21 protein-coding genes are annotated in these 21,822 nt (G+C 60.6%); 6 read left to right on the top strand and 15 right to left on the bottom strand.

All coding sequences use genetic code 11. The annotated features are described in order from the left end of the window. Nucleotides 1-41: 41 nt before the first annotated feature. Genes ACIO0C_RS12175 through ACIO0C_RS12150 form a run of 6 tightly spaced genes read left to right on the top strand, consistent with a single transcriptional unit; the run spans nucleotide 42 to nucleotide 5,995 of the window. The gene (locus ACIO0C_RS12175; protein WP_401312038.1) at nucleotides 42-1,136 is read left to right on the top strand and encodes an ABC transporter ATP-binding protein; all 1,095 of its coding nucleotides are present in this window, start codon (nucleotides 42-44) and stop codon (nucleotides 1,134-1,136) included. Beyond that, nucleotides 1,136-2,251 carry an ABC transporter ATP-binding protein gene (locus tag ACIO0C_RS12170; protein WP_401312036.1) on the top strand — a complete coding sequence of 372 codons (1,116 nt, stop codon included), beginning with the start codon at nucleotides 1,136-1,138 and terminating at the stop codon, nucleotides 2,249-2,251. Before ACIO0C_RS12175 ends, ACIO0C_RS12170 begins: the two co-directional genes overlap by 1 nt. After that, entirely contained in the window at nucleotides 2,248-3,114 is an 867-nt protein-coding gene (locus ACIO0C_RS12165; protein ID WP_020801179.1) for a carbohydrate ABC transporter permease, read from the top strand. The genes ACIO0C_RS12170 and ACIO0C_RS12165 overlap by 4 nt, the downstream gene beginning before the upstream one ends. 7 nt (nucleotides 3,115-3,121) lie before the next feature. Then, nucleotides 3,122-3,922, top strand: a complete 801-nt coding sequence (locus tag ACIO0C_RS12160) for a carbohydrate ABC transporter permease (protein WP_401312034.1) — start codon at nucleotides 3,122-3,124, stop codon at nucleotides 3,920-3,922. Nucleotides 3,923-3,932: 10 nt separating this feature from the next. Continuing rightward, nucleotides 3,933-4,205 (top strand): DUF2160 domain-containing protein, encoded by a 273-nt coding sequence (locus ACIO0C_RS12155; RefSeq protein ID WP_008061969.1) that lies wholly within the window; start codon nucleotides 3,933-3,935, stop codon nucleotides 4,203-4,205. A 47-nt stretch (nucleotides 4,206-4,252) separates the two neighbouring features. Continuing rightward, nucleotides 4,253-5,995, top strand: coding sequence for an ABC transporter substrate-binding protein (locus ACIO0C_RS12150; RefSeq protein WP_401312031.1), 1,743 nt, complete (start codon nucleotides 4,253-4,255; stop codon nucleotides 5,993-5,995). 109 nt (nucleotides 5,996-6,104) lie between these two features. Here the strand turns inward: ACIO0C_RS12150 and ACIO0C_RS12145 are convergent, their stop codons facing one another. The 15 genes from ACIO0C_RS12145 to ndhC all read right to left on the bottom strand — a co-directional run. Beyond that, a complete protein-coding gene (locus ACIO0C_RS12145; protein ID WP_401312029.1) occupies nucleotides 6,105-6,482 on the bottom strand; it encodes a type II toxin-antitoxin system VapC family toxin in 378 nt (125 codons plus the stop codon). Then, nucleotides 6,479-6,910, bottom strand: coding sequence for a type II toxin-antitoxin system Phd/YefM family antitoxin (locus ACIO0C_RS12140; RefSeq protein WP_401312026.1), 432 nt, complete (start codon nucleotides 6,908-6,910; stop codon nucleotides 6,479-6,481). The genes ACIO0C_RS12145 and ACIO0C_RS12140 overlap by 4 nt, the downstream gene beginning before the upstream one ends. Nucleotides 6,911-7,115: 205 nt before the next feature. Further along, nucleotides 7,116-8,579, bottom strand: a complete 1,464-nt coding sequence (gene nuoN, locus ACIO0C_RS12135; RefSeq protein ID WP_008061979.1) for an NADH-quinone oxidoreductase subunit NuoN — start codon at nucleotides 8,577-8,579, stop codon at nucleotides 7,116-7,118. A gap of 7 nt (nucleotides 8,580-8,586) precedes the next feature. Next, the gene (nuoM, locus tag ACIO0C_RS12130) at nucleotides 8,587-10,119 is read right to left on the bottom strand and encodes an NADH-quinone oxidoreductase subunit M (protein WP_401312023.1); all 1,533 of its coding nucleotides are present in this window, start codon (nucleotides 10,117-10,119) and stop codon (nucleotides 8,587-8,589) included. Between the two features lie 39 nt (nucleotides 10,120-10,158). After that, the gene (nuoL, locus tag ACIO0C_RS12125; protein ID WP_401312021.1) at nucleotides 10,159-12,012 is read right to left on the bottom strand and encodes an NADH-quinone oxidoreductase subunit L; all 1,854 of its coding nucleotides are present in this window, start codon (nucleotides 12,010-12,012) and stop codon (nucleotides 10,159-10,161) included. After that, a complete protein-coding gene (nuoK, locus tag ACIO0C_RS12120; protein WP_007946416.1) occupies nucleotides 12,009-12,317 on the bottom strand; it encodes an NADH-quinone oxidoreductase subunit NuoK in 309 nt (102 codons plus the stop codon). Before nuoK ends, nuoL begins: the two co-directional genes overlap by 4 nt. A gap of 2 nt (nucleotides 12,318-12,319) precedes the next feature. Next, a complete protein-coding gene (nuoJ, locus tag ACIO0C_RS12115; RefSeq protein ID WP_008061982.1) occupies nucleotides 12,320-12,823 on the bottom strand; it encodes an NADH-quinone oxidoreductase subunit J in 504 nt (167 codons plus the stop codon). Between the two features lie 9 nt (nucleotides 12,824-12,832). Beyond that, nucleotides 12,833-13,378 (bottom strand): NADH-quinone oxidoreductase subunit NuoI, encoded by a 546-nt coding sequence (gene nuoI / locus ACIO0C_RS12110; protein WP_007970449.1) that lies wholly within the window; start codon nucleotides 13,376-13,378, stop codon nucleotides 12,833-12,835. A gap of 12 nt (nucleotides 13,379-13,390) precedes the next feature. Next, entirely contained in the window at nucleotides 13,391-14,398 is a 1,008-nt protein-coding gene (gene nuoH / locus ACIO0C_RS12105; RefSeq protein WP_008061983.1) for an NADH-quinone oxidoreductase subunit NuoH, read from the bottom strand. Continuing rightward, nucleotides 14,395-17,109 (bottom strand): NADH-quinone oxidoreductase subunit NuoG, encoded by a 2,715-nt coding sequence (nuoG, locus tag ACIO0C_RS12100; protein WP_401312015.1) that lies wholly within the window; start codon nucleotides 17,107-17,109, stop codon nucleotides 14,395-14,397. Before nuoG ends, nuoH begins: the two co-directional genes overlap by 4 nt. A 138-nt stretch (nucleotides 17,110-17,247) precedes the next feature. Further along, complete coding sequence (nuoF, locus tag ACIO0C_RS12095) at nucleotides 17,248-18,603, bottom strand: NADH-quinone oxidoreductase subunit NuoF (RefSeq protein ID WP_046817163.1); 1,356 nt, start codon at nucleotides 18,601-18,603, stop codon at nucleotides 17,248-17,250. Then, the gene (gene nuoE, locus ACIO0C_RS12090; RefSeq protein WP_008053447.1) at nucleotides 18,600-19,097 is read right to left on the bottom strand and encodes an NADH-quinone oxidoreductase subunit NuoE; all 498 of its coding nucleotides are present in this window, start codon (nucleotides 19,095-19,097) and stop codon (nucleotides 18,600-18,602) included. The genes nuoF and nuoE overlap by 4 nt, the downstream gene beginning before the upstream one ends. 2 nt (nucleotides 19,098-19,099) lie before the next feature. Continuing rightward, entirely contained in the window at nucleotides 19,100-20,884 is a 1,785-nt protein-coding gene (nuoC, locus tag ACIO0C_RS12085; protein WP_401312011.1) for an NADH-quinone oxidoreductase subunit C/D, read from the bottom strand. 74 nt (nucleotides 20,885-20,958) lie between these two features. Then, nucleotides 20,959-21,633: an NADH-quinone oxidoreductase subunit B family protein gene (locus tag ACIO0C_RS12080; RefSeq protein WP_046037844.1), complete on the bottom strand. Its 675-nt coding sequence runs from the start codon at nucleotides 21,631-21,633 to the stop codon at nucleotides 20,959-20,961. Nucleotides 21,634-21,643: 10 nt separating this feature from the next. Further along, nucleotides 21,644-21,822, bottom strand: a 179-nt coding sequence (gene ndhC / locus ACIO0C_RS12075) for an NADH-quinone oxidoreductase subunit A (protein WP_401312409.1), incomplete at its 5' end; no start/stop codon positions are given.

Here is a 21,822-nt window from a genome sequence, read left to right as displayed (position 1 = left end):
CGCTCAGGTCGCTTGACTCCAAAAATAAAAAAGGCCGAGCCATGTCATTAACCCTGGAGCATGTCACCCGCACCGTCGAGGGCCAGACCTGGATCGACGATGCGTGCCTGCGTTTCGAACCCGGTTCCTTCAACGTCTTGCTCGGGCGCACGCTGTCCGGCAAGACCAGTCTCATGCGCCTGATGGCCGGGCTGGACAAGCCTGACACCGGGCGCATCCTGATGAATGGCGTCGATGTCACCCAGCGCCCGGTGCGCCTGCGCAATGTGTCGATGGTGTATCAGCAGTTCATCAATTACCCGACCATGACCGTCTTCGAGAACATCGCCTCGCCCTTGCGCCAGGCCGGTGTGTCCAATGAGCTGATCCAGAGCAAGGTGCTGGAAACCGCGAAGATGCTGCGCATCGAGAAGTTCCTCAAGCGTTATCCGCTGGAACTCTCCGGTGGCCAGCAACAGCGCACCGCCATGGCCCGGGCGCTGGTCAAGGATGCCGAACTGATCCTGTTCGACGAGCCACTGGTCAACCTCGACTACAAATTGCGCGAAGAGCTGCGCCAGGAAATGCGCGAGCTGTTCAAGGCGCGCCATACCATCGCCATCTATGCCACCACCGAGCCCAATGAAGCCCTGGCCCTGGGCGGCACCACCACCATTCTGCATGAAGGCCGGGTGGTCCAGAGCGGCAAGTCGTCTGAGGTCTACCACCAGCCGCAGACCGTGCTGGCGGCGGAGTTGTTCTCCGAGCCGCCGATCAACCTGATGCCGGGTCGCATTGCCGGCAACGAAGTGAGCTTCGCCAACTTCGTGCACTTCCCGTTGAACGTCGACTTGCGCCCGGTGGGCGAGGGCGAGTTCCGCTTCGGTGTGCGCCCCAGTCATATCTCGCTGGTACCGAGCAACGACGATGACCTGGAACTGGCGGTGACCGTCGAAGTCGCGGAAATCAGTGGCTCGGAAACATTCCTGCACGTGCGCAACGAACATTTCCTGCTGGTGCTGCACTTGCCCGGTGTTCACGAATACGACGTCGATGCGCCGATCCGCATCTACATCCCGACCCATAAACTGTTTGTGTTCGATGCGCAGGGGCGGCTGGTACAGGCGCCCGGCCGGCGCGTCGCGAGGGTTGCCTGATGGCCGAAATCCGTTTGCAGAACCTCGCCCACAGCTACACCAGCACCCCGAGCGGCCCCGAGGACTACGCAATCCGCCAGATGGACCACATCTGGGAGCAGGGCGGCGCCTACGCCTTGCTCGGCCCGTCGGGCTGCGGCAAGTCGACCTTGCTCAACATCATTTCCGGCTTGCTCAGCCCGTCCCAGGGCCATGTGCTGTTCGATGGCAAGGCGGTCAACAACCTGACCCCGGAAAAGCGCAACATCGCCCAGGTGTTCCAGTTTCCGGTGGTCTACGACACCATGACGGTGTTCGACAACCTTGCCTTTCCGTTGCGTAACCAGGGCATGGCCGAGGCGAAAATTCACACCAAGGTGCAGGAGATCGCCGAGGTTCTCGACCTGCAAAGCCTGCTGAGCAAGAAGGCCAGCAACCTCACCGCCGACGAAAAACAGAAAGTCTCCATGGGCCGTGGGCTGGTGCGCGATGACGTCTCGGCCATCCTCTTTGACGAGCCGCTGACGGTGATCGACCCGCACCTGAAGTGGAAGCTGCGGCGCAAGCTCAAGCAGATCCACGAGCAGTTCAACATCACCATGGTCTACGTCACCCACGATCAACTGGAGGCCTCGACTTTCGCCGACAAGATCGCGGTGATGTACGGCGGACAGATCGTGCAGTTCGGCACGCCGCGGGAATTGTTCGAGCGGCCGAGCCACACCTTTGTCGGTTATTTCATTGGCAGTCCGGGGATGAACCTGATCGAGGTCGAGGTGCAACCGGGGGGCGTCGGTTTCGCTTCGACCCACCTACCCTTGTCCGAGGCCATGCAGAAGCGCATCGCCGAGTCCGAATGGCACTCCCTGAAGGTCGGCATTCGCCCGGAGTTCATCCATGTCTGGGACGAACCCTTTGATGACGCACTGCGGGCACAAGTCGTACACGTCGAAGACCTCGGCACTTACAAGATCATGACCCTGAACCTCGACGGCGTGTCGCTGAAGGTGCGCCTGGCCGAAGACAAGCCGGTGCCCGAAGGCACCGCGTACATCAGTTTTCCGGCGCAGTGGCTGATGGTCTATGCCGATGATTTCCTGCTGGAACCGCAATCGGTGGGCGAGGTGCAGCCATGAACAAGGTGCAGAACAACAAGGCCTGGTGGCTGGTGCTGCCGGTGTTCCTGCTGGTGGCGTTCAGTGCGGTGATCCCGATGATGACCGTGGTCAACTACTCGGTGCAGGACATCTTCGACCAGTCCAGCCGCTACTTTGTCGGTGCCGACTGGTACAAGCAGGTGCTGCTCGATCCGCGTTTGCATGACTCATTGCTGCGCCAGTTCATCTACTCGGCGTGCGTGCTGTTGATCGAAATCCCCCTGGGCATCGCGATTGCCCTGACCATGCCGACCAAGGGCCGCTGGTCGTCGGTGGTGTTGATCATCCTGGCGATCCCATTGCTGATCCCGTGGAACGTGGTCGGCACCATCTGGCAGATCTTCGGCCGGGCCGACATCGGCCTGCTGGGGGCGAGCCTCAAGGCCATGGGCATCAACTACAACTATGCGGCGAACACCATGGACGCCTGGGTCACCGTGCTGGTGATGGACGTCTGGCACTGGACCTCACTGGTGGCGCTGTTGTGTTTCTCCGGGTTGCGGGCGATTCCGGACGTGTACTACCAGGCCGCGCGGATCGACCGTGCCTCGGCCTGGGCCGTGTTCCGCCATATCCAGCTGCCCAAGCTCAAGAGTGTGCTGTTGATCGCCGTGATGTTGCGCTTCATGGACAGTTTCATGATCTACACCGAGCCGTTCGTACTGACCGGGGGCGGGCCGGGCAATGCCACGACTTTCCTCAGTCAGACCCTGACGCAGATGGCCATCGGACAGTTCGACCTGGGGCCGGCCGCCGCATTCTCGCTGGTGTACTTCCTGATCATCCTGTTGGTGTCCTGGCTGTTCTATACCGCCATGACTCACTCTGACGCCAACCGCTGAGGCCATCATGAGCACGAGAAAGCTTGTTCCACTGCTGATCTACATCCTGTTCCTGCTGGTGCCGATCTACTGGCTGCTGAACATGTCCTTCAAGAGCAACAGCGAAATCCTCGGCGGCCTGACGCTTTTCCCACAGGATTTCACCCTGGCCAACTACAAGGTGATCTTCACCGATCCGAGCTGGTACACCGGCTACATCAACTCGGCGTACTACGTGAGCCTGAACACGATCATCTCCCTGACGGTGGCATTGCCGGCCGCCTATGCGTTCTCGCGCTACCGCTTTCTCGGTGACAAGCACCTGTTCTTCTGGCTGCTGACCAACCGCATGGCGCCGCCGGCGGTGTTCCTGTTGCCGTTCTTCCAGCTGTATTCGTCGATCGGCCTGTTCGACACCCACATCGCGGTGGCCCTGGCGCACTGCCTGTTCAACGTGCCGCTGGCGGTGTGGATCCTCGAAGGCTTCATGTCGGGCGTGCCAAAGGAAATCGACGAAACCGCCTACATCGACGGCTACAGTTTTCCCAAGTTCTTCGTGAAGATCTTCATCCCGCTGATCGGCTCCGGCATCGGCGTCACGGCGTTTTTCTGCTTCATGTTTTCCTGGGTCGAGCTGCTGCTGGCGCGCACCCTGACCTCGGTGAACGCCAAGCCCATCGCGGCGGTGATGACCCGCACGGTTTCGGCGTCCGGCATCGACTGGGGCGTGCTGGCGGCGGCGGGTGTGTTGACCATCCTCCCGGGAATGCTGGTGATCTGGTTTGTTCGCAACCACGTGGCCAAGGGCTTTGCCCTGGGCCGGGTATGAGGAGTCGATGATGGAATGGATGAGTTGGACCGTCCCCACGGCGGCGTTCTTCAGTGTCATTGCCTTGATCCTGGTGGGCATGACCACCTGGGAGTTGCGGTCGCCGAGCATTCTTCGGCGAGGATTCTTGCCGATTGCCACCACCCGTGGCGATCGGTTGTTCATCGGTCTTCTCGGCAGCGCCTACCTGCATCTGCTGGTAATCGGCGTGACCGACTGGAGCATCTGGGTCGCCTTCGCGATGTCCCTGGTGTGGCTGTTGGCTGTGATGCGTTGGGGCTAGTCGAATCGCTCGGCAATGTTGCTCCCAAATTCAATAAGGAGGTCTCTATGTTCGACAAAAACAATAAGCTGCGACATAGCATTTCATTGGCAGCCATGCTGGCACTCAGCGGTTTGAGCGCTTCGGCCTGGGCCGATGCCTATGAAGACGCCGCGAAGAAATGGATCGGCAGTGAATTCAAACCGTCGACCCTGACGGCCGATCAGCAACTCGAAGAGCTGAAGTGGTTCATCAAGGCGGCGGAGCCGTTTCGCGGGATGAGCATCAAGGTGGTGTCGGAAACCATCGCCACCCACGAGTACGAATCCAAGGTACTGGCCAAGGCCTTCACTGAAATCACCGGGATTAAGCTGACCCACGACCTGCTGCAGGAAGGCGACGTGGTGGAAAAGCTGCAGACCCAGATGCAGTCGGACAAGAACATCTATGACGGCTGGGTCAACGACTCGGACCTGATCGGTACGCACTTGCGTTACGGCAAGACTGAGTCGATCACCGACCTGATGGCCAACGAAGGCAAGAATTTCACCTCGCCGACCCTGGACATCAAGGACTTCATCGGCATCTCCTTCACCACCGCGCCGGACGGCAAGATCTATCAACTGCCCGACCAGCAGTTCGCCAACCTGTACTGGTTCCGCGCCGACTGGTTCGAACGTGCCGACCTCAAGGCCAAGTTCAAGGAAAAGTACGGCTACGAGCTCGGTGTACCGGTGAACTGGTCGGCCTATGAAGACATCGCCAAGTTCTTCAGCGAAGACGTCAAGGAAATCGACGGCAAGCGTGTCTACGGGCACATGGACTACGGCAAGAAAGACCCGTCCCTGGGCTGGCGCTTCACCGATGCCTGGTTCTCCATGGCCGGTGGCGGCGACAAGGGCCTGCCCAACGGTTTGCCCGTGGACGAGTGGGGCATCCGGGTCGAGGATTGCCACCCGGTCGGTTCCAGCGTCACCCGAGGCGGCGACACCAACGGCCCGGCGGCGGTATTTGCCACCACAAAATACGTGGACTGGATGAAGAAATACGCACCCCCGGAAGCGGCGGGCATGACCTTCTCCGAATCCGGGCCGGTGCCATCCCAGGGCAGTATCGCCCAACAGATCTTCTGGTACACCGCCTTCACCGCCGACATGACCAAACCGGGCCTGGCGGTGATGAACGCCGATGGCACGCCGAAATGGCGCATGGCACCGTCGCCACGCGGACCGTACTGGGAGGAGGGCATGAAGCTGGGGTATCAGGACGTGGGTTCCTGGACGTTCATGAAGTCCACGCCTGAGAAGCAAAAACTCGCCGCTTGGCTGTACGCGCAGTTCGTGACCTCGAAAACCGTCTCGCTGAAGAAAACCATCGTTGGCCTGACCCCGATCCGCGAATCGGATATCAACTCGCAGGCCATGACCGACCTGGCACCGAAACTCGGTGGTCTGGTGGAGTTCTACCGCAGCCCGGCCCGCGTGCAATGGACCCCGACCGGGACCAACGTGCCGGACTACCCACGTTTGGCGCAGTTGTGGTGGAGCCACATCGCCGAAGCGGCCAGCGGCGAGAAAACCCCGCAACAGGCGCTGGATGGACTGGCCAAGGACCAGGACGCGATCATGACCCGCCTGGAACGTTCGAAAGCCCAAGCCACCTGCGCCCCGAAAATGAACCCCGAGCGCGATGCGCAGTACTGGTTTGATCAACCGGGTGCACCGAAACCGAAACTGGCGAACGAGAAGCCGCAGGGTGAAACCGTGAGCTATGCCGAGCTGCTGAAATCTTGGGAGGCGGCGCGTAAGTAAAACCTGAGGATGTGAAATGCGAACGGCACCGGAAGGTGCCGTTTTCAGTTGTGCCTGTGCCACCGCTATCGCCGGTGGCACAGGCACTGCATTAAGTAGAGTGGACCGATCAGACTAAAACAGCTAAATCCGTGTATCTGGCAACCAACGGGTCGGCAGTGAGAAGCTTCATGGGTTCAGTCATGGCTGTTGCAACAATGAGGCGATCGAACGGGTCACGATGGTGATGCTCGAGGTCTTTCACAGCAATGGCATGCTCGGAAGTTACCGACAATTCGATGAACCCGCTTTCGAGGCAGTACTGCCGGATTTCTTCCAGATCAACAGTCAGTTTACCCAGCCCGACCTTGATCGCCATCTCCCAGAATGACGCGGCGCTGACATAAATGTCGGCAGCGTTCTCAATGAGCTTTCTGGCCTTGCCGGACAGTCTGGGATCATCAGTGAGTGTCCAGAGCAAAATGTGCGTGTCTAGCAGCAACCTCATTCGTGAGTGCCTTCAAACACATCGAGCATGTCGTCTGGCAGGGGCGCGTCAAAGTCTTGCGCAAGCACCAATTTGCCTTTCATGGTTCCGATTCGCTGTCCGCAGGCTTTTCCTATGGGAACCAGGCGCGCAAGGGCTCGACCATGTTTGGCAATCGTGATGATCTGTCCGGCTGCTGCGTCATCGACAAGTTTGGACAGATTGTTTTTGGCTTCGGCCAATGGAACGATGATCATCATTTCTCCCCCATATTCTGGACAAATATAGCCAGAATTTACGCGCGCTGCAAAGAAGCGTGGTTTCTCGGTGATGGCCGGGGAATATTCGGAACGTTTCGCTCTATGGCTTAGGAGCGTGACATTACCTTGGCGCTCGGCAGCCAAGGCATCTAAGCCATCTACCAGTTCGGAAAAGATGTCACGTTTCATTGTTGGTTCTCGCATTGGTTTATCAATCTGGAAGTTCTTCAAGATAGAGCCAAATGCTCAGTATTGGATGTAGGACGAGGAGGGTAATATCGCGTGAGCTTTCTGGATTTGTTGGAGGAGGGAACTCACCGGTAACAAGTCCTACAAACGCAAAAACGGCACCCGAAGGTGCCGTTTCTGTTTTCCACCGAATGTCGCTAAGCGATCAACCCGCCAGGCCCGATTGCTGGACCAGGTTCAACAACGGCTGTGGATACAGGCCGAGGAAGAACGCCAGTACTGCGATGGCCAGCAGCATCACGCCGCCTGCACGTTGTTCCCAGTGCAACTGGGCATCGTGGCGACGCAGGTTTGGTTCGATCAGGTACAGGGTGACCATGACGCGCAGGTAGTAGAACACACCGATGGCGCTGCCCAGTACCAGGGAGCCGACCAGCCACCATTGTTGCGACTGCACGCCGGTGGCGATGATGTAGAACTTGCCGATGAAGCCCGCGGTCAGCGGGATGCCGGCCAGGGACAGCATCATCACGGTGAGTACCGCGGTCAGGTACGGACGGCGCCAGAACAGGCCGCGGTATTCGTACAGGGCATCGGCGTCACGGCCGTTGTACGGCGAGGACATCAGGGTGATCACGCCGAAGGCGCCGAGGCTGGTGATCACGTAGGTGACCAGGTACACGCCGATGGCTTCCACGGCCAGGCCCTTGCTCGCCACCAGGGCGATCAGCAGGTAACCGAAGTGGGCGATGGACGAGTAACCCAGCAGACGCTTGAGGTTGCTCTGGGTCAGCGCCAGCAGGTTACCGAACAGGATCGACGCGATGGCGATGATGGTCAGCACGTCGCTCAGTACGCCACTGCTCGCCGCTGGCGAGATCTGGAACAGACGCACCATCACCGCGAACACGGCAACTTTGGAAGCCGTTGCCAGGAACGCTGCAACCGGCGCCGGAGCTCCTTCGTAGACGTCCGGGGTCCAGAGGTGGAAAGGTACCAGCGACAGCTTGAACGCCAGGCCGATCAGCATCATGCCCAGGCCCAGTTGCGCCAGGGAGCTTGGCAGGCCGGTGGCCGCCAGGGCCTGGCCGATGCCGACAAAGCTCAGGGAGCCGGAGTCGGCATACAGCAGCGCCATGCCGAACAACAGGAACGCGGAACCGGCAGCCGACAGCACCATGTACTTGATGCCGGCTTCCAGCGAACGCTTGTTGAAGAAGGCGTAGGCCACCAGACCGTAGACCGGTACCGACAGCAGCTCCAGGCCGATGAACAAGCCGGCCAGGTGTTGCGCGCTGACCAGTACCAGGCCACCGGCGGCGGCCATCAGGATCAGCAGGTACAGTTCTTCACGGTTGCCCGGGTAACCCGAACCGCCATCGCCGAGGTAGGCGTGGGCGAGGGTCACACAGGCCAGTGTGGCGACCAGGATCAGCGCCATGTACAGGCAGGCGAAGGTGTCGATCTGCAACAGTGGAGTCACCGCCAGTGGCGCGACTTTCAGGGCCGGCAGGATCGACAGCAACGCCAGGTTCAGACCCGCCACCGACAGCAGGAAGGTCTGGGAGTGGTTGCGCCGCCAGGCGATCGCCAGCATTACCACGATGATTGTGGCACTGGTGATCAACAGCGGCCCCAGCGCAATAAAGTGTTGAAGTGTAAATTCCATAGCGCTCTTACCGGGCCGAAGCGAGTTGAGTGAAGGCGGTGCCGAGCCATTGCTGCACGCCATGCATCGTAGCGGCAGAGGTATCGAGGAACGGTTGCGGGTAGACGCCGATGTAGATCAGCAGCGCTGCCAGACCGACCACCATGATCATTTCGCGACCGTCCATGCCATGCAGTACCGCGTCCGACTTGGCCGGGCCGAAGTACGCACGGTGGATCATGATCAGCGAGTAGACCGAACCGAACACCAGGCCGCACGTCGCGATGATGGTGACCCATGGAGCGATCGGGAAGGTGCCGATCAGGATCAGGAACTCACCGACAAAGTTACCGGTACCCGGCAGGCCCAGTGACGCGGCTGCGAAGAACAGGCTGAGGGCCGGCAGGTAGGCGATCTTCGACCACAGGCCACCCATTTCACGCATGTCGCGGGTGTGGGTGCGTTCGTACAGCTGGCCACTCAGGATAAAGAGTGCCGCGGCCGAAAGACCGTGCGCCAGCATCTGCATCACTGCGCCCTGCAGCGCCAGTTGGCTGCCGGAGTAGATGCCGATCAGGACGAAGCCCATGTGGGAAACGGACGAGAAGGCAATCAGACGCTTGATGTCGGTTTGCGCGAACGCCAGGAACGCACCGTAGAAGATCCCGATCAGACCCAGGGTCATGGCGAACGGCGCGAACTCGGCCGAGGCATTCGGGAACAGCGGCAGGGCGAAACGCAGCAGGCCGTACGCAGCAGTTTTGAGCAAGATACCGGCCAGGTCCACGGAACCTGCGGTCGGTGCCTGGGCGTGAGCGTCAGGCAACCAGGAGTGGAACGGTACGACGGGCAGCTTCACCGCGAAGGCGATGAAGAAGCCGAGCATCAGGATGTACTCGGTGGTCGTCGACATCTTGGTCTTCAACAGGTCGGCGTAGTTGAAGGTAATCACGCCGGTGTCGTTGAAGTTGACCAGTACAAGGCCCAGGATCGCCACCAGCATGATCAGGCCGGAAGCCTGAGTGAAGATGAAGAACTTGGTCGCCGCGTAGATCCGGGTTTTCTTGCCGTCCGAAGAACTGTGACCCCAGAGCGCGATGAGGAAGTACATCGGCACCAGCATCATTTCCCAGAAGAAGAAGAACATGAACAGGTCGAGGGCGAGGAACACGCCGACGACACCACCCAGGATCCACATCAGGTTCAGGTGGAAGAAGCCAACGTGACGCTGGATCTCTTTCCACGAGCAGAGGACCGAGAGGACACCCAGCAGGCCGGTCAGCATGATCATCAACAGCGACAGGCCGTCGAGGGCCAGGTGTACGCTGATGCCGAAACGCTGGATCCAGATGTGCTTGAACTCAAGCACCCAGGCCGGGTCGGCGCCAGGCGCCGGGGCAAATGAATAGTCGCCATTGGCCCACAGCCAGAGGCCGAGGGCGAGCAACAGGGACATGGTGATCAGCGCAATCCAGCGGGGGAGGGTGGCGCCGAAGCGCTCACCCAGCCAGCACAGCAGGCCACCGATGAAGGGGATCAGGATTAGCCAAGGCAGAATCATGACGGGCTCAATTCCTTTCGCAAGTTCGCAAGGTTCATATCAGACCGCTACCAGCACGACGGCGCCGATAACCAGCACGGCACCAGCAGCCATCGAGGCGGCATACCAACGCAGTTGACCGGTCTCGGTACGGCTCAGGGCGGTATGACCGCCTTTGGCCATGCGCGGGATCAGACCGATGGTCTGGTCGAGCGGGTCTTTGCGCAGGATGTGGCTGATCGCCAGGTATGGCTTGACGAACAGTTTGTCGTAGATCCAGTCGAAGCCCCAGGCAGCGAACCACCAGGCCGACAGGAAACGGCCGATGCCGCTGTTGGCGATGGCGGTGACGAAGCGACGCTTGCCGAGGAACAGCAGAGCGGCCAGCAGGATACCGGCCAGGGCGATGGCGCCCGAGGCGATTTCCAGGCTGTGCTTGGCTTCGCCACCGGCATGGCCGACGCTTTGCGGCAGCACGCCGTGCAGTGGCGGAACGATCATCGCGCCGACGAAGGTCGACAGTACGATCAGCACCGACAGTGGCAGCCAGTGAGCAATGCCTACACCTGCGTGGGCTTCGGTCTTCGCTTCACCGTGGAACGCGATGAAGATCAGGCGGAAGGTGTACAGCGAGGTCATGAACGCACCGACCAGACCTGCATACAGCAGACCTTCATTACCGCTGGCAAATGCTTCCCAGAGGATTTCGTCCTTGGAGTAGAAGCCTGCGGTCACCAGTGGCAGGGCCGCAAGGGCCGCGCCGCCGACGATGAAGCTGGCGTAGGCCAGTGGCAGTTTCTTCCACAGGCCGCCCATCTTGAAGATGTTCTGCTCGTGGTGGCAGGCAACGATCACCGCACCGGAGGCAAGGAACAACAGGGCCTTGAAGAAGGCGTGGGTCATCAGGTGGAAGATCGCGCCATCCCAGGCACCGACGCCCAGGGCCAGGAACATGTAACCGATCTGGCTCATGGTCGAGTAGGCGAGGATACGCTTGATGTCGGTCTGGACCAGTGCCGCGAAACCAGCAAGAACCAGGGTCACACCGCCAACGATGCCCACCAGGTGCAGGATTTCCGGCGCCAGGGTGAACAGGCCGTGGGTACGGGCGATCAGGTAGACACCGGCGGTCACCATGGTCGCGGCGTGGATCAGTGCCGAAACCGGGGTAGGGCCGGCCATTGCATCCGCCAGCCAGGTTTGCAGCGGCAGTTGCGCGGATTTACCGACAGCGCCGCCCAGCAGCATCAGGGTGGCCATGACCATCCAGAAGTCGCCGGCCTGGAATTTCTGCGGTGCCAGCACCAGCAGTTCCTGGACATTCAGCGTGCCCAGTTGGGCAAACAGGATGAACAGGCCGATGGCCATGAACACGTCACCGATACGGGTCACGATGAAGGCCTTGAGTGCGGCGTTACCGTTGTTGCGGTTGCTGTAGTAGAAACCGATCAACAGGTACGAGCACAGGCCCACGCCTTCCCAGCCGAAGTACAGGAACAACAGGTTATCGCCCAGCACCAGGAACAGCATGCTGGCGATAAACAGGTTGGTGTAGGCGAAGAAGCGCGAGTAACCGGCTTCACCGCGCATGTACCAGGACGCGAACAGGTGGATCAGGAAACCCACGCCGACCACCACACCGAGCATGGTCAGGGACAGACCATCCAGGTACAGGGCGAAGTTCGGCGTGAAGCCTTCCACCGCCATCCACTGCCACAACACCTGGGTGTAGTGGCCGCCTTCTGGTGGTGCGACGTTGAATTGCCAGATCACGTAGGCCGTGACGATGGCCGACAAGCCGACGGAACCGACACCGATCAGCGCCGAGAGGTTTTCCGAGAGACGTCCACGGGAGAACGACAGCAGCAGGAAACCAATGAGAGGGAATACGAAAGTCAGATAGAGAAAATTCATCCGCGCATCTCACTGGCAGCGTCGATATCGAGCGTGTGGAAGCGGCGATACAGTTGCAGCAGGATCGCCAGGCCAATACTGGCCTCGGCGGCTGCCAGGCTGATCACCAGGATGAACATGATCTGTCCATCCGGCTGCGCCCAGCGGCTACCGGCAACGATGAACGCCAACGCGGAGGCATTCATCATGACCTCCAGGCTCATCAGCACGAAAAGAATGTTGCGGCGGACCATCAGGCCGACCAGACCGAGGCAGAACAGGATGCCGGCGACCGCCAGACCATGCTCCATGGGGATAGCAGGCATCGTCATTGCTCCTTGGCTTCGTTGCGGCCCAAGTGGAACGCCGTGACGGCTGCGGCGAGCAGCAGCATCGAGGCGAGTTCGACCACCAGCAGGTACGGACCGAACAGGCTGATGCCCACGGCCTTGGCGTCTACGGTGGTGTGGCCGACGGCTTCACCGGTCTGGTGGGAGAACAGCACGTACAGCAGTTCCACCAGCAGCAGTGCGGCCAGGGCGACCGGGCCGCCCCAAATACCGGGCTTGAGCCAGACGCGCTCTTGCTGAACCGAGGCAGGCCCCAGGTTCAGCATCATCACCACGAACACGAACAGCACCATGATGGCGCCAGCGTAGGCGATCACTTCCAGGACGCCGGCGAACGGCGCGCCGAGGGCGAAAAACGTCATCGCCACGGCGATCAGCGAAATGATCAGGTAGAGCAGGGCGTGCACAGGGTTGGTGTTGGTGATCACGCGGAGCGTGGACACCACAGCGATACCCGATGCGAAATAGAAAGCGAATTCCATCTTTCTTCCTTAAGGCAGCAAGCTCTTCACGTTGATCGGTTCGGCTTCATTCTGCGCGGAGCCCTTCGGCTTACCGGCAATCGCCATACCTGCAACACGATAGAAGTTGTAATCAGGGTTTTTGCCGGGGCCGGAGATCAGCAGATCTTCTTTCTCGTAAACCAGGTCCTGACGTTTGAACTCGGCCATTTCGAAATCCGGCGTGAGCTGGATCGCGGTGGTCGGGCAGGCTTCCTCGCAGAGGCCGCAGAAAATGCAGCGCGAGAAGTTGATGCGGAAGAAGTCCGGGTACCAGCGACCGTCTTCGGTTTCAGCTTTCTGCAACGAGATGCAACCGACCGGGCACGCCACGGCGCACAGGTTGCAGGCTACACAGCGCTCTTCGCCGTCGGGGTCGCGGGTCAGGACGATACGACCACGGTAGCGCGGCGGCAGGTAGACCGGTTCTTCCGGGTACTGCAGCGTGTCGCGCTTGCGGAAGGCGTGGCCGAAAATCATCACCAGGCTGCGAAGCTGGGTGTAGAAGCCATGCACGATGTCAAATATGTACTTCATGATTCTCTATCCTCACTGAGCCGCGACGGCGGGCGTGTTGAGCAACACGATCGCAGCGGTCACCAGCATGTTGACGAGGGTCAGCGGCAGGCAGAACTTCCAGCTGAAATCCATCACCTGGTCATACCGTGGGCGCGGAATCGAAGCGCGCAACAGGATGAACATCATGATGAAGAAACCGGTTTTCAGTGCGAACCAGATGAACGGGATCTGCGGCAGGATGTTGAACGGACCGTGCCAGCCACCGAAGAACAAGGTCACCAGCAGTGCCGAAATCAACACGATGCCGATGTACTCGCCAACGAAGAACATGCCCCACTTCATGCCGGCGTATTCAATGTGGTAACCGTCGGCCAGTTCCTGTTCCGCTTCCGGCTGGTCGAATGGGTGACGGTGAGTCACGGCCACGCCAGCGATGAAGAAGGTCAGGAAACCGAAGATCTGCGGAATGATGAACCACATGTTCTGCGCTTGGTATTCAACGATGTCGCGCATGTTGAACGAGCCCACCTGGATCACGATGCCCATCAACGACAGGCCCATGAACACTTCGTACGACACGGTCTGTGCCGAGGCCCGCAAGCTGCCCAGCAGGGCGAACTTGTTGTTGCTCGACCAGCCGGCGAACAGCACCGCATAGACCGACAGGCCGGCCATGGCGAAGAAGAACAGGATGCCGATGTTGATGTCCGCCACGCCCCAGGTCGGGGTGATCGGGATGATCGCGAAGGCAATCAGCAGGGCGCTCATGGCCACTACCGGTGCCAGGGTGAAGATCATCTTGTCGGCGAATGGAGGCGTCCAGTCTTCCTTGAAGAACATCTTGATCATGTCGGCGGCGATCTGGAACGCGCCGAACGGACCGACGCGGTTCGGACCGTAACGGTCCTGCCAGAGGGCGAGCAGGCGACGCTCGACCCAGCTGAGCAGGGCGCCGCAGACCACCACGGCGAGCAGGATCACCACGGCCTTGAGGACCGCGATGATGATGTCGATCACTTCAGGAGTGAACAAGGTCATTGCGCTGCCTCCTGCAGACCGTCAACGGATTTGCCAAAGATTGCTGGCGGAATGCCGGCGATGCCCGCAGGCAAGGCCACCAGGCCAGCGCCCAGTTCTTCGTTGATGCGCAACGGCAGACGCAGGGTCTGGCCAGCCACGTTCAGGCTCAGCATGGCGCCGTCGTTGACACCCAGGCGGTCGGCTTCGGACTTGGCCAGGGCGACGTAGGCGGCCGGGATGCGTTCCTGGACCGGCGCGGCTTTCGAAGAGTTCTCTTCGCTGCCGAACAGGTGGAAGAACGGCACGACCTGCCAGGTGCCCGGGGCCGGGTTGAACGCGCGCGGAACAGCGGCGAACCAGTTCAGCGAATCACCGCTGCTTTCGATCAGGCGGGTGCCCGGGTCGCCAGCGCGGATGTGACCGCCGACTTCGTCCTGGAACTTGTTCCAGGCTTGCGGCGAGTTCCAGCCCGGAGACCAGGCGAATGGCACTTGCTGACGCGGTTCGGCCGAACCCGAGTAACCTTCCATGGAGAAGGCGAACGCGGTGTCCTTGTCCTGCGGGGTACGCGGCTCGTGCACGCTGATGTCGGCGCGCATGGCGGTACGACCGGAGTAGCGCAGCGGTTCACGGGCCAGCTTCATGCCCTTGATGCGGAACGCGGCGGACGGTGCGGCATCGACGATGCGGTTCAGTTGCGGCGTGCTTGCAGCCACGGCAGCGGTGACGTGGTCCAGTTGGGTCCAGTCGATCGGCTGGTTCAGCAGGGTCGCGCGCAGGGCATGCAGCCAGCGCCAGCCTTCGTGAACCAGGATGCTGGCATCCATGTACTTCGGATCGAACACCTGGAAGAAACGCTGGGCGCGGCCTTCCTGGCTGACCAGGGTGCCGTCGCCTTCAGCGAAGCTGGCGGCTGGCAGGACCAGGTGCGCGCGATCGCTGGTGGCGGTCTTCTGGTGATCAGCCACGATCAGCACTTTGGCGGCGGTCAGGGCAGCATCGACCTTCGCTTTGTCGGTACGGGTGTACAGATCGTTTTCCAGCACGACGATGGCGTCGGCTTTACCGTCGATCACGGCTTGCAGCGCGGCGTCGACCGATTCGCCACCGAGCATGGCCAGGCCGAGGCTGTTGGCCTCTGGCACGATCAGGCTGATGGAACCGTTCTTCTCGCGCAGCTTCAGAGCCTTGGCGATGTTCGCGGCGGCTTCGATCAGGGCTTTGGAGCCCAGGGAAGTACCGGCGATGATCAGCGGGCGCTTGGCCGCGAGCAGGGCGTCGGCGATGCGCTGGGCCAGTTCGAGGGCTTCAGCGTCCAGGCCTTCAACGGCGGGCGCGCTGGCGTCGAGGGCGTGGGCCACGGCGAAACCGATGCGGGCCAGGTCGTCTGGCGCCGCGTGTACGCATTCTTCAGCGATGTCGTCGAGCTTGGTTTCAGCGATGCTTGCGATGAACAGCGGGTTCAGCGCGTGCTGGCCGATGTTCTTCACCGCGGCGTCGAGCCAAGGCTGGACGCGCATGGCGTCGGCCATGTCTTCGGCCTTGCCCTTCACCGATTGACGCAGGGACAGGGCCATGCGCGCAGCGGTCTGGGTCAGGTCTTCACCGAGGACGAAGATGGCATCGTGGTCTTCGATGTCGCGCATGTTCGGCACAGGCAGCGGGCTGTCTTTGAGCACCTGCAGGACCAGGCGGATGCGCTCCAGTTCGGATGCTTCGATACCGGAGTAGAAGTGCTCGGCGCCGACCAGTTCGCGCAACGCGTAGTTGCTTTCGAGGCTGGCGCGGGGCGAACCGATACCGACGATGTTGCGACCGCGCAGCAGGTCGGCGGCTTTATCCAGCGCTTCGTCGAGGCTCAGCTTGGCGCCATTGGCCAGCAGCGGCTGACGCGGGCGGTCTTCGCGGTTGACGTAGCCGTAGCCGAAACGGCCACGGTCGCACAGGAAGTACTGGTTTACCGAACCGTTGAAACGGTTTTCGATACGACGCAGTTCACCGTAGCGCTCGCCCGGGGAGATGTTGCAACCGCTGGAGCAGCCATGGCAGATGCTCGGCGAGAACTGCATGTCCCACTTGCGGTTGTAGCGCTCGGAGTGAGTCTTGTCGGTGAACACACCGGTCGGGCAGACCTCGGTGAGGTTGCCGGAGAACTCGCTTTCCAGGGTGCCGTCTTCAACGCGACCGAAGTACACGTTGTCGTGGGCGCCGAATACACCCAGGTCGGTGCCGCCGGCGTAGTCCTTATAGAAGCGCACGCAGCGGTAGCAGGCGATGCAGCGGTTCATCTCGTGGGAAATGAACGGGCCCAGTTGCTGGTTCTGGTGGGTACGCTTGGTGAAGCGGTAACGGCGCTCGTTGTGGCCGGTCATTACCGTCATGTCTTGCAGGTGGCAGTGACCGCCTTCTTCACAGACCGGGCAGTCGTGAGGGTGGTTGGTCATCAGCCATTCGACAACACTGGCGCGGAAGGCCTTGGATTCTTCATCTTCGATGGAGATCCAGGTGTTGTCGGTGGCAGGGGTCATGCAGGACATGACGATACGACCACGGGTGTCGTTCTCGTCGGTGTACTGCTTGACCGCGCACTGGCGGCAAGCGCCAACGCTGCCAAGGGCAGGGTGCCAGCAGAAATACGGAATATCGAGGCCCAGAGACAGACATGCCTGTAACAGGTTGTCTGCCCCATCGACTTCGAGCGCTTTGCCGTCTACGTGGATAGTGGCCATGGTTCAAAGTTCTTCGTTGGCCCGGTGTCAGCGGGCGTGGCTAATGGAATCTGGTTATCCGCGCGAATCAACACAGCCGGTAAAGGCGTCATCGCACGAAAAGCGAAGGGCACGGACCCTTCGCCTTTTTTTAAGCGTTTACGCGCCGACTACGATCGGCCTTGCCAGAGGCGGGACGGCGGCGCTGACAGGCGCGATACCGGCTTCGAACTCATGGCGGAAGTATTTGATGGCGCTGCCCAATGGCTCCACGGCGCCCGGCGCGTGAGCACAGAAGGTCTTGCCTGGGCCGAGGAATCCGACCAGACCCAACAGGGTCTCGATGTCGCCTGGCTGGCCCTCACCGTTCTCGATGGCCATCAGGAGCTTGACGCTCCATGGCAAGCCATCGCGGCACGGGGTACAGAAACCACAGGATTCGCGGGCGAAGAACTGCTCCATGTTGCGCAGCAGGGACACCATGTTGACGCTGTCGTCCACCGCCATGGCCAGGCCGGTACCCATACGGGTGCCCACCTTGGCGATGCCGCCGGCGTACATTTGTGCGTCCAGGTGTTCCGGCAACAGGAAACCGGTACCGGCGCCGCCTGGTTGCCAGGCCTTGAGCTTGTAACCGTCGCGCATGCCGCCGGCGTAGTCTTCGAACAGCTCGCGAGCGGTGACGCCGAATGGCAGTTCCCACAGGCCAGGGTTCTTGACCTTGCCGGAGAAGCCCATGAGCTTGGTGCCCATGTCTTCGCTGCCTTCGCGGGCCAACGATTTGTACCAGTCCACGCCGTCGGCAATGATCGCCGGCACGTTGCACAGGGTCTCGACGTTGTTCACGCAGGTCGGCTTGCCCCACACGCCAACGGCGGCAGGGAAGGGCGGCTTGGAGCGCGGGTTGGCGCGGCGACCTTCGAGGGAGTTGATCAATGCGGTTTCTTCACCGCAGATGTAACGCCCGGCACCGGTGTGGACGAACAGCTCGAAATCGAAACCCGAACCCAGGATGTTCTTGCCCAACAGGCCTGCAGCCTTGGCTTCTTCCACGGCACGGTTGAGGTGCTTGGCAGCGGTGGTGTACTCGCCACGCAGGAAAATGTAGCCACGGTAGGTTTTCAGCGCGCGGGCACTGATCAGCATGCCTTCGATCAGCAGATGGGGCAGTTGCTCCATCAGCATGCGGTCTTTCCAGGTGTTGGGCTCCATTTCATCCGCGTTGCACAGCAGGTAGCGGATGTTGATGGATTCGTCTTTTGGCATCAGGCCCCACTTCACGCCCGTGGGGAAGCCTGCACCGCCGCGGCCCTTGAGGCCCGAGTCTTTCACGGTCTGGACGATATCGTCCTGGGCCATGTCGGCGAAGGCCTTGCGCGCAGCCGCGTAACCGTTCTTGGCCTGGTACTCGTCGAGCCAGACGGCTTCGCCGTCGTCGCGCAGACGCCAGGTGAGCGGGTGAGTCTCGGCCGAACGCTTGATGCGGTTGGCCGGGCCGAAGGAAGTCAGGGTCATACGTAGCCCTCGAGCAATTTGGCAACGCCTGCTGGCTGCACATCACCGAACGTGTCGTCGTCGATCATCAGCGCCGGCGCCTTGTCGCAGTTGCCGAGGCAGCAGACCGGCAGCAGGGTGAAACGACCGTCGGTGGTGGTCTGACCCAGGCCGATGCCGAGTTTGCTCTGGATTTCGCTGACCACCGACTCGTGGCCGCCGATGTAGCAGACCATGCTGTCGCAGACGCGAATGATGTGACGGCCCACTGGCTGACGGAAGATCTGGCTGTAGAACGTCGCCACGCCTTCAACATCGCTGGCCGGGATGCCGAGGATCTCGCCAATGGCGTACAGGGCGCCGTCCGGCACCCAGCCACGTTCCTTCTGGACGATCTTCAGGGCTTCGATCGACGCCGCGCGCGGGTCTTCGTAGTGATGCAGCTCGTGCTCGATGGCCGAGCGCTCGGTTTCACTCAAGGTGAAACGGTCTGTCTGGATAAGCGTGCTGTTCATGCTTAGCGGTCCACGTCGGCCATAACGAAATCGATACTACCCAGGTACGCGATCAAGTCCGCGACCATGCTGCCTTTGATCACCGAAGGGATCTGCTGCAGGTGCGGGAAGCTTGGGGTACGAATCCGGGTGCGGTAGCTCATGGTGCCGCCATCGCTCGTCAGGTAATAACTGTTGATGCCCTTGGTCGCTTCGATCATCTGGAAGGATTCGTTGGCCGGCATGACCGGGCCCCACGAAACTTGCAGGAAGTGCGTGATCAAGGTTTCGATGTGCTGCAGCGTGCGCTCTTTCGGTGGCGGGGTCGTCAGCGGGTGATCCGCCTTGTACGGGCCTTCCGGCATGTTGCGCAGGCACTGGTCGATGATCTTGATGCTCTGGCGCATTTCTTCCACGCGCACGATGCAACGGTCGTAGGCATCGCCATTGGCCGCCAGCGGTACTTCGAACTCGAAGTTCTCGTAGCCGGAGTATGGACGTGCTTTACGCAGGTCGAAGTCGCAACCGGTGGAACGCAGGCCGGCACCGGTGACACCCCATTCCAGGGCTTGCTTGGTGTTGTAGTCGGCGACGCCGATGGTCCGGCCACGCAGGATGCTGTTGTCCAGGGCGGCTTTCTGGTATTCGTCCAGGCGCTTGGGCATCCACTCGACGAAATCCTTGACCAGTTTTTCCCAGCCGCGCGGCAGGTCGTGGGCGACACCACCGATGCGGTACCAGGCCGGGTGCAGGCGGAAACCGGTAATGGCTTCGATCACCGTGTACGCGCGCTGGCGGTCGGTGAAGGTGAAGAACACCGGGGTCATGGCGCCAACGTCCTGGATGTAGGTACCCAGGAACAGCAGGTGGCTGGTGATCCGGAAGAACTCGGCCATCATGATGCGGATGACGTCGACCTTCTCCGGCACCTTGATGCCGGCCAGCTTCTCGACCGAGAGCACGTACGGCAGGTTGTTCATCACGCCGCCGAGGTAGTCGATACGGTCGGTGTACGGGATGAAGCTGTGCCAGGACTGACGCTCGGCCATCTTCTCGGCACCACGGTGGTGGTAACCGATGTCCGGAACGCAATCGACGATCTCTTCACCGTCCAGCTGCAGGATGATGCGGAATGCACCGTGCGCCGAAGGGTGGTTAGGGCCGAGGTTGAGGAACATGTAGTCCTCGTTCGGGCCGGAACGTTTCATGCCCCAGTCTTCAGGCTTGAAGCGCGCGGCTTCTTCCTCGAGCTGTTGCTTGGCCAGGGTCAGGCTGTACGGATCGAATTCGGTGGCGCGGGCAGGGAAGTCCTTGCGCAGCGGGTGACCTTCCCAGGTCGGCGGCATCATGATGCGCGACAGGTGCGGGTGGCCTTTGAAGTCGATACCGTACATGTCCCAGACTTCACGCTCGTACCAGTTGGCGTTCGGCCAGATACTGGTGACGGTCGGCAGGCTGAGGTCGCTCTCGGACAAGGCGACCTTGATCATTACGTCACTATTACGTTCGATCGACATCAAGTGATAGAACACGGAGAACTCGACGCCGTTCGGCAGCCCTTGACGCTTGGTACGCAGACGCTCGTCCACGCCGTGCAGGTCATAGAGCATGACGTACGGCTTGGGCAGGTTGCGCAGGAAGGTCAGGACTTCGACGAGTTTGGCGCGGGCAACCCAAAGCACCGGCATGCCGGTGCGGGTCGGCTGGGCGGTGAACGCCTCCGGGCCAAAACGGTTGTTCAGTTCGACGACCACATCCTGGTCGTCTGCCTTGTAAGGCGGGATGTACAGAGCACTGCCTGTAGTCATGGTTATTTAATCGCTTTCGGTCAACGTAAAGAATGAAGCCAGTGTCTCGTTCTATTTAAAGAAGCAGATCTGGATCAGACTTCGTCGGGGCTGCGCAGGTTGGTGACTGCGATTCGCTGTTCGCGGCGCTTTTCCTTTTCGGAAGGCATCTCGGCGCGATATACGCCTTGATCGCCAACGACCCAGGAAAGCGGACGACGCTCCTGTCCAATCGACTCCTGCAACAGCATCAAGCCTTGCAGGAAAGCTTCAGGACGGGGCGGGCAGCCAGGCACGTAGACGTCCACGGGCAGGAACTTGTCCACCCCTTGAACGACGGAGTAGATGTCGTACATGCCACCGGAGTTGGCGCACGAACCCATGGAAATGACCCATTTAGGCTCGAGCATTTGCTCGTAGAGACGCTGGATGATCGGCGCCATCTTGATGAAGCAGGTACCGGCGATAACCATGAAATCCGCCTGGCGCGGCGATGCCCGGATAACTTCGGCGCCAAAGCGCGCGATGTCGTGGGGCGCCGTGAAGGCGGTGGTCATTTCCACGTAGCAGCACGAAAGACCGAAGTTATACGGCCACAGGGAGTTCTTGCGCCCCCAGTTGATCGTGCCGTTAAGCACGTCTTCGAGCTTGCCCATGAAAATGTTTTTGTGGACTTGATCTTCTAACGGATCGGAAACGGTTTCCCGCTGGCCAATCGGATACTGCTCGTTAGGAGCATCGGGGTCGATCCTGGTGAGATTGTATTGCATTGCCAAAGCCTCATTGTTTCAGCTTCGCTTGCCGCTTGCGCCGAGCTTCCGGAGCCCAATCAAGGGCGCCCACTCGGAATAGGTAGACAAGGCCTGCCAACAGAATTGCTATGAAAACGAGAGCTTCGACGAATCCGGTCCAGCCGCATACTCGGACGGACACATAACAAGCAAAGAGAAACAGTTCTT

The sequence above is a fragment of the Pseudomonas sp. NPDC087336 genome, from assembly GCF_044744285.1.
Lineage (GTDB): Bacteria > Pseudomonadota > Gammaproteobacteria > Pseudomonadales > Pseudomonadaceae > Aquipseudomonas.
The sequence above is the reverse complement of the archived record's forward strand: the minus strand, read 5'-3'. Positions and strand labels throughout refer to the sequence as shown.